The 271-nt window shown below is 50.6% G+C and carries 1 protein-coding gene; it reads left to right on the top strand.

The window, feature by feature from the left end; translation table 11 throughout:
• Positions 1 to 59 precede the first annotated feature (59 nt).
• A partial coding sequence (locus AAEY78_RS13160) for a c-type cytochrome (RefSeq protein ID WP_352339749.1) occupies positions 60 to 271 on the top strand: 212 nt, incomplete at its 3' end.

The following is a 271-nucleotide window of genomic DNA, read 5'->3' as shown; positions in this document are numbered from 1 at the left end:
CAGCTGCAGCATTATTAATGCTAGCAACCACTGCATACGCACAGCCATATGATAACTCTATGACTGAAGATGCAATTAAAGCACGTCTCGCGCCGGTTGGTGCTGTATACCTTGAAGGCGATAAAGCTGCTGTAGCAGCCGCGCCTACAGGCCCTCGTTCTGGTGAGCAAGTGTATCAAGGTGCATGTTTTGCATGTCACGGTACTGGTGCACTAGGCGCGCCTAAATCGCCTGACGATTGGGCTCCACGTATAGCTAAAGGTAAAGACAC

The sequence above is a fragment of the Psychrobacter sp. 16-MNA-CIBAN-0192 genome, from assembly GCF_040309565.1.
In the GTDB taxonomy this organism is placed as follows: domain Bacteria; phylum Pseudomonadota; class Gammaproteobacteria; order Pseudomonadales; family Moraxellaceae; genus Psychrobacter.
Note: the sequence above shows the minus strand (reverse complement) of the source record. Positions and strands in the feature narration are given on the sequence as shown.